This window comes from Synechococcus sp. H55.2 (assembly GCF_047462495.1).
Taxonomy (GTDB): Bacteria; Cyanobacteriota; Cyanobacteriia; order Thermostichales; family Thermostichaceae; genus Thermostichus.
In genome coordinates, this window is the sequence record NZ_JANSJH010000096.1 from 1 (window position 1) to 6887 (window position 6887).

The 6887-nt window shown below is 61.8% G+C and carries 6 protein-coding genes; 4 read left to right on the forward strand and 2 right to left on the reverse strand.

The window, feature by feature from the left end; genetic code table 11:
• Positions 1-55 precede the first annotated feature (55 nt).
• A complete protein-coding gene (locus NW844_RS10660) occupies positions 56-811 on the reverse strand; it encodes an ankyrin repeat domain-containing protein (protein ID WP_414335516.1) in 756 nt (251 codons plus the stop codon).
• A gap of 310 nt (positions 812-1121) precedes the next feature.
• On the opposite strand from NW844_RS10660, the gene NW844_RS10665 reads away from it, so the two are divergent.
• Positions 1122-1679 carry a DnaJ domain-containing protein gene (locus NW844_RS10665; RefSeq protein WP_414335518.1) on the forward strand — a complete coding sequence of 186 codons (558 nt, stop codon included), beginning with the start codon at positions 1122-1124 and terminating at the stop codon, positions 1677-1679.
• On the opposite strand, the gene NW844_RS10670 is transcribed toward NW844_RS10665, so the two are convergent.
• A complete protein-coding gene (locus NW844_RS10670) occupies positions 1676-3094 on the reverse strand; it encodes a 2-succinylbenzoate--CoA ligase (RefSeq protein ID WP_414335520.1) in 1419 nt (472 codons plus the stop codon). The genes NW844_RS10665 and NW844_RS10670 overlap by 4 nt on opposite strands.
• A gap of 273 nt (positions 3095-3367) precedes the next feature.
• Here NW844_RS10670 and NW844_RS10675 point away from each other — a divergent pair, with 273 nt between their 5' ends.
• Genes NW844_RS10675 through radC form a run of 3 tightly spaced genes read left to right on the forward strand, consistent with a single transcriptional unit; the run spans position 3368 to position 6864 of the window.
• Positions 3368-4429: a CIA30 family protein gene (locus NW844_RS10675; RefSeq protein WP_414335522.1), complete on the forward strand. Its 1062-nt coding sequence runs from the start codon at positions 3368-3370 to the stop codon at positions 4427-4429.
• Complete coding sequence (locus NW844_RS10680; RefSeq protein WP_414335524.1) at positions 4422-6125, forward strand: ArnT family glycosyltransferase; 1704 nt, start codon at positions 4422-4424, stop codon at positions 6123-6125. The genes NW844_RS10675 and NW844_RS10680 overlap by 8 nt, the downstream gene beginning before the upstream one ends.
• Before the next feature lie 7 nt (positions 6126-6132).
• A complete protein-coding gene (gene radC, locus NW844_RS10685) occupies positions 6133-6864 on the forward strand; it encodes a RadC family protein (RefSeq protein ID WP_414335526.1) in 732 nt (243 codons plus the stop codon).
• Positions 6865-6887 lie beyond the last annotated feature (23 nt).

Genomic DNA, 6887 nt, shown 5'->3' on the forward strand with positions numbered 1-6887 from the left:
GGGGTGAGGGCAGCGACGCGGAGCGCTTGGGTCGGCGGCAATAGCAAACTTGATACTAAAGGGTTGCACCTCGGTCTTGTAACCATTGGACAGCCAAGCTGTGTTGGCGTTTTTGGGCATAGGCCAAAGGAGTATGCCCATCTTCATTGCGAGGGTTCAATTCGGCCCCATTTTCCAGCAAAAGTTCCAGGATTGCCACATGCCCCTCCCAAGCAGCCCAGTGCATCGGTGTTGCCCCAAATCGGTTGCGCGCATTGACATTGGCCCCATACAAGAGCAGAAAGCGAGCAATGCCCAGTTGCCCTTGGGTAGCAGCCTCGTGCAGAGGAGTTCGACCGGTTGCATCGGCGGCATCCACCGGCGCTCCTTTGGATAACAGGCGGGCCAGGATGCTTTTTCGTCCGGTGGTCGTGGCCCAATGGAGAACGCCAGAGGTATTGGCTCCTTTTTGGATGAGCAGACCGATCACCTCTGCCTGATCGGTTAAGGCAGCCCGATGGAGAGGGGTATATCCATAGCCATCTGGAAGGTTGATGTCGCTGCCTGCCCTCAAAAGACGCTCCACCAGCTTGACCCGACCGCTGGCGGCGGCCAAATGGAGCGGGGTGACACCTGTGGGATCCAAGGCATTGGGAGAAGCACCATGGGCCAAGAGCAAATCCAGCAGTTCCAAATTGCCAAGCAGTGTTGCTTTATGAAGCAAGGTCAGTCCTTGAGCATCGACAGCATTCACATCTTCCCCTTGCTGCAAATGGGATAATAATTGCTCTTGATCTTGATCTGCAAGAGCTTGATGAAGGGCTTCACTCATAGTCGATCGATAGAAGTCAAAGAAACCGATTGGGAATGGGGTTTCCAAATAACTTGGGCAAAGTCTAACACCGGATCCCTACCCTTGAGGTAGCTACAGGAAGAGAGACCTCTGCGTGCTCAGTCAAAGTGGCATTACAGCATCAAGCCCCAGCTAGGAGAACAACTTTCCATGAGATCGCATGAGCGCCGAGAAGATCCCTTGGTTTAGCCCGGCTTGGCATGGCATGATCATCGGCATAATCAGGGGTCGGAGCTGACTTTTGGCCCAGGTTCTGCCACTCTCAATTCCCTTCCTTCTGCCACCGCTCATGGACTACTACGCGATTCTCAACCTATCGCCGGAAGCGGACATCGAAGATATCAAGCAAGCCTTTCGCCGGTTGGCGCGGCAGTTTCACCCCGATGTGGCAGGGGAGGGATCTCGAGAGCGGTTCCAGCAAATCTATCAGGCCTACCAAGTGCTGAGCGACCCCGAGCAGCGGCGGCGCTACGATGCCCAGCGTCAATCTCCTCCTGCCGCCGGCCAGAGGCGGGTGGTCATCCGCACCGCCGGCTCTTCATCGGCAGAGCACCTCGATCCGGAATTGCTCAAAGAAGGGATTGCCCGCGTCAAGGCAGCCTGGCGCGAGCGTAAGTTGCCCACGGCAGTGGCTCTGGCAGAGGCGCTGTTGAAACGGTTTCCCAACTCCGGCGAGGCCATCCACCTCTTGGCTTTGGCCTACCAGCGCTTCGGCAACCACTTGATCTACGAGGGTCGCCACCAGCAGGCGGAAGCTTACCTGAGAAAGGCTTTGGCTATGGAGCCCCACAACCGGGAATTGACCTTTGAAATCCGGCGAGACTTGGCTCGTCTGGGATCCCGCTAGCTTACCTGGGGCGAGATCCCCAACTGCTGGGCGGCCCACTGCCGGAGCTGTTGGCGGTTCACCTTGCCCTGGAGATTGCGCGGGATCCCGGTGCACCACAGCCAGCGCTTCGGATGCTTGAAGGGACTCAGTTGGCGGCTCAGGTGTTGCTTGAGGCGCATCTCCAGCTCTTGGGGGATCGCCGGGAGCCCGGTTTTGGGGACGACCACCGCCACCACCTGCTGCCCCCATTCGGCATCGGGCAGACCCAGCACCCACACATCGTCCACCCAGCCGCTGGCCCGAACCTCTCCTTCCACCTCGGCAGCCATCACTTTTTCTCCGCCAGTCAGGATCAGGTCGTCGGCGCGACCCAACCAAAAGAGGTGGCCCTGCGAGTCCAGATAGCCCCAATCGCCGGGGGTGAAGCCTTGCTGATGCCATTGGCGCAAACCAAAGTGCTCCGCACCGCTGACGCGAAGGGCGGCCTGGGGGTAATGGCCCAGTGCCAGCGACTTGGCCCGGATGTGGATGAATCCCACGGCATCGCTGGGCAAGGGATCCCCTTGTTCACTGCGGATCTGGAGCGTGGCGTGGGGCAGGGGCCGGCCCAGGCTGTCGTTTCCTTGCCAAAAAGCCTCCGGCAGAAGCGTACAGACTTGGGAAGCCGTTTCGGTCATGCCGTAGGTGAGGGCAAGGGGCAGGTGCAGTTGTCGGGCCTGTTGCCGCAAGCTGGGCCAGGTGGGGCCACCACCGACCAAAATGGCGCGAAATTGGCGCAGGCTCTCCACAACTCCCGGCTGGGGGTTGAGCAACAGCCGTTGCAACTGAGTGGGTACCAGCGATAGAAAACTCCCCGGCAAGGGGGGATCCCAGGCCTCGGCCTGCTGTTGCCGTTTCCAATCCCAGACGATCCACTGCCCACCGGTCAGCCAGGAGCGAACAGCCTGCATCAGGCCGCTGATGTGGTGCAGGGGCAGCAGGCAATAGCTATGGACGCAGTCCACGCCGAAGTGCTGTTGGTGGGCCTTGGCCGAGGCGCTGAGGGTACGCCAAGAGTGGATTGCCCATTTCACCTGGCCGCCGGAGCCGCCGGTAGGGATCCCGATCAACGGCCAATGGGAGCCGGGTACAGCCTCCCGCAGAGAGGGGTTCAATGGGCTGGGATCCCCCTCCAGCCGGCCTTGCCGCCAGCGCCAGCCGCCTCCCAGGCCAGCCACAGCCTGGGCCCACTCTCGTTCTCCCCACTTGGGATTGCCCAAGAAGAGCGGGATCCCCAGTTTTTGACAGGTCAAAACGGCGGCCCACACCTGCAGCGGATCTGAGTCTGCCAGCAGCAGGGGAGCTGTCTTTTCTGCCAAGGGGCGCAATTGCTCTTCCAGTCCAGACAGGCGCTCCCGCCAAGTAACGGAGTGGCAACAGGGGTTCGGAAACATGCTTGGGCCGGTTTGGTCGGTCATCATGCAACTAAAGCGGAGCACCGCCGACACTAGACACAGAATAGCTTGGACTCCACAAGGCAGTTTTGTTGTGTGGCTTGAGCTCATCCGTCGAGAAGCCCCGCCCTCTGTCTGCGCACTGCAAAACCTCACCGGGCTGAGAATGCTGCTGGAAGTCCGGCTGGCCATTGGCCCTGCTCGTGAGCCAATTGCGTTCTGCAAAAGATCTGCATAATTTGGATAATCTGGACAAAGGGACGAGGTAAAGTCATGCCTTGGGAGCTGGGGCGGTTTTGGAACACGCTGACCTACTACGAGGCGTTGCCCTTTGCCGACTTCTGGCGCTGGGTTCAGAATGGGTTGCAAAGCCCAGCAGTTAACTGTATGCCTCCTTCCCTGACTCCGGCCACTTCCCTTCCGGTGGTTCTTTTGGGCGATGGCCTGCCCGAAGGTTTGGCAGAGGCGTTGCACCGGCAGGGAGCAGCGGTGGGGCAGAGCCAGGACTGGCTGACGGCCAGGGTGATCTTAGGGCTGGGAGCGCCAGAGACGGCCAAGGCTCACCTGGAGCGGCTACGCCGCAGTGGACAGACGGAACAGATGCTCTTTGACTTCCGCCGGCCCGATCCCCAGTTGAACCAGTTCTGGGGCATCCTGGACGATGTGGTGATGGGCGGGGTGAGCCAAAGCCAACTGCTCTGGGGAGAGGGCGAGCTGCTGTTTACGGGCCAGGTTTCCACGGCCAACTTCGGCGGCTTTGTTTCCACCCGCACGCGCAATTGGCAGCCGCCCTTGGATGCCTCAGGGTTTGCCGGCCTGGAGCTGCGGCTACGGGGCGATGGACAGCGCTACAAGGTTCTGCTGCGGGATCAAGGGGGCTGGGACAGCCCGGCCTACAGCTATGCTTTCGACACCACCCCAGGGGAGGAGCAGACTGTTCAAGTTCCTTTTGCCGAGATGGTGCCCACCTTTCGCGCCCGCCGGGTTGCCGCTCCCCCCTTGAATACCCGCCAGATCCATTCGCTGCAACTGATGCTGAGCAAGTTTGAAGCCGACGGCAGCCCCAACCCCCGTTTTCGGCCTGGGCCGTTTCGGCTGGGCGTGCGTTGGATCGGGCTCTATCGCCAGGAGCCGCTGCCGCAACTGATTGGGGTGGTGCGGGGATCCCTGGCGCCCGATTGGGTGGCGGCCCTGCAGGAGAGCTCCAGCCGTTGGTGTGGGGTGGAGATTCCCGCCGAGATCGAGGGATCCACCTTAGCCGCTCACCTACTGCGCCTTTTGCGCTCGCCCGCCAGTGTGGGCCGGGTGGTGCCCCTGCAAGCCTTCCATGGCTAAGCTTCTTGGCGGCCTCCAGGGATCCCTAGGAATGGGGCTTTTGGCCCTCCTGTGGCTGGGGGCGGGCCAGGGGATCCCTTACCTATTTGACTGGGACGAGCTCATTTACGCCAGCTTGGCGCGGCAGATGCTGGCCAGCGGCGATCCCCTGGCTTTGCAGATCAACGGCGAGCCCTTCTACGAGAAGCCGCCCCTGTTTTTCTGGCTGCAGGCCCTAGCGATGGCGGCCCTGGGGATCAACGAAGGGGCGGCGCGGCTGCCCAATGCCTTTGCCGGCGGCATCACGGTGGCCCTCTTGGTGGCGTGGGGAGCGCGGCTGCGCGGGGTGGGGTTTGGCTGCCTCTGGGGGGTCCTGCTCCTGACGGGCTACCTGCCTTTGTTTTTCTACAAAACCGGCCTCATCGACCCGCTGTTGAATTTGGGCATGGGCGTGGGGCTGGGATCCCTTTGGGCTGCTGACGAGGCCTGCCGGGCCGGCCGCTCCGGGCAGGGGTGGAGCGCTCTGGGCGCGCTGGCCTTGGGCCTGGCGGTGTTGGCCAAGGGGCCGGTGGGGCTGGTGTTGCCGCTGGGCATCTGGGCCCTCTACAAGCTCTGGCAGCGGGATCCGCCAAGGCGGTGGGGGGAGATGGTGGCCTTCCTCGGCTTGGCGGGGGCTATTCCTCTGGCCTGGCTGGCGCTGGAAGCAGCGGCGCGGGGGCTGCAGTGGCTGGCGGCGTTTTGGCACTACCAGTGGGGTTTGGTGAGTACCCCCAGCGGCCACCCCGGCCCAGTCTATTTTCATCTGCTGGCCTTTGCTCTAGGGTGTTTTCCCTGGGCGGCTCCGGCCTTGGCCGAGATCTTGGCCAGCCTCCATAGGCACAGTAACCCGGCAGGGGCGGATTTAACTCAGCGGGCAGAACGCCTGCTGTTGGTGGCCTTCGGGGTGGTGCTGGCTCTGTTTTCGCTCTTAGTGCAAACCAAGTTGATCCACTACACCTCGCTGCTTTATCCCATCGGCGCCTACTTTGCTGCCCTGCGCCTGCAACGCCTGGGGTCAAGAGAGGCTCAACTCAGCGTTTGGGAAGGCGGCTGGATCCTGCTGAGCGGCTTGTTTTGGCTAGCCCTGTGGCTGCTATTGCCCTGGCTGGGATCCCAGGATCCCGTCCTGCTGCCGGTGGCCGAGAAGAGATTGGCCGCTTTGGGGATCCCGCTTTCCGACCTTTTCGAGAGCCTAGCGGGCAGCTTGGCGCTTGGATATCTCCAGGCTGAGGTGGAGTGGCCCTCCTTCACCTATGGCCCTGCTGTGCTCCTGGCGTTGGGGGGACTGGCCTGGATTAGAGCTCGGCACAATGTTCGAGGATGGGCCATCTTGCTCTTGGCCACAGGACTAAGCGCCCAGTTGGCCTGGAGCTGGGTTTTCCCAAGGGTGTTGCAGCATACTCAGGGGGGATCCATCTACTTTTTCCGCCAGTTTGCCGGCCCAGAACCGGCTCTTTCGGGAAGGGTTGGCCTCTATGGGCTGCGGTCGTTTGTACCCTATTTTTATGGCCCGCTGCGGGTGCCCTATGCCGCCAACCCGGAGGAGCTGGCCGCCTGGCAGGTGCCCGACTATCTGGTGACCTGGGATCCCTTTGTAGCTGAGCTAGCAGCAACTTGGCAGGTCGTAGAGCGCCGCAGCCCCTTTTGGCTGTTGAAAAAAACCTCTTCTCTCCCCTAGCCGCAAGATGAGCCAGTACGTGTTGCGTATCAGCGACCTTCCCCTTCAGGATCGCCCGCGCGAGCGGCTGCTTAACCAAGGGGCAAGAAACCTCTCCCACGCGGAGCTGCTGGCCATTTTGCTCAACACCGGCCAGGGGGCAGGTAAGCTCTCGGCCGTTGGCCTGGCCCAGTTGCTCTTGAAAAAATTGGAAGCCCAGGGGGATCCCTTGGCCCAACTGCGCCAGCTGGAAGCCGGGGAGCTGCTGCAAATTGAGGGCATCGGCCCAGCCAAAGCAGCAACAGTGTTGGCGGCCATCGAGCTGGGGCGGCGGGTGTTTTTGGCCCGACTACCCGAGCGGACGGTGATTGAATCGCCAGAACAGGCGGCCATGGCCCTAAGCGGTGACCTGATGTGGGAGACCCAAGAGCACTTTGCCGTCCTGCACTTGGACATCAAACACCGCCTTATCGGCCAGCAGATTGTAACCCGGGGAACCGCCACGGAAACTCTCACTCACCCGCGGGAAACCTTCCGCAGCGCCATCAAGCAAGGAGCCAGCCGCATCCTGGTGGCCCACAACCACCCCTCCGGCAGTTTGGATCCCAGCCCGGAGGATCTTGCCCTGACGCAGCAACTCTTGCAGGCGGGGCAACTGCTGCAGATCCCGGTTTTGGATCACCTCATTCTCGGCGGCGGGCAGTTCCTCAGCCTGCGCCAGCACACCCGCCTGTGGGAGGAGTTTCCCCAGCCAGAGTAACACCCCCAGCCCCTCTCCCAGGG

Excerpts from the sequence above, each read along its gene's own strand:
- NW844_RS10670 (WP_414335520.1), bottom strand. The coding sequence starts at position 3,094 with ATGTTTCCGAACCCCTGTTGCCACTCCGTTACTTGGCGGGAGCGCCTG.
- radC (WP_414335526.1), top strand. The coding sequence starts at position 6,133 with ATGAGCCAGTACGTGTTGCGTATCAGCGACCTTCCCCTTCAGGATCGC.
- NW844_RS10675 (WP_414335522.1), top strand. The coding sequence starts at position 3,368 with ATGCCTTGGGAGCTGGGGCGGTTTTGGAACACGCTGACCTACTACGAG.
- NW844_RS10680 (WP_414335524.1), top strand. The coding sequence starts at position 4,422 with ATGGCTAAGCTTCTTGGCGGCCTCCAGGGATCCCTAGGAATGGGGCTT.
- NW844_RS10665 (WP_414335518.1), top strand. The coding sequence starts at position 1,122 with ATGGACTACTACGCGATTCTCAACCTATCGCCGGAAGCGGACATCGAA.
- NW844_RS10660 (WP_414335516.1), bottom strand. The coding sequence starts at position 811 with ATGAGTGAAGCCCTTCATCAAGCTCTTGCAGATCAAGATCAAGAGCAA.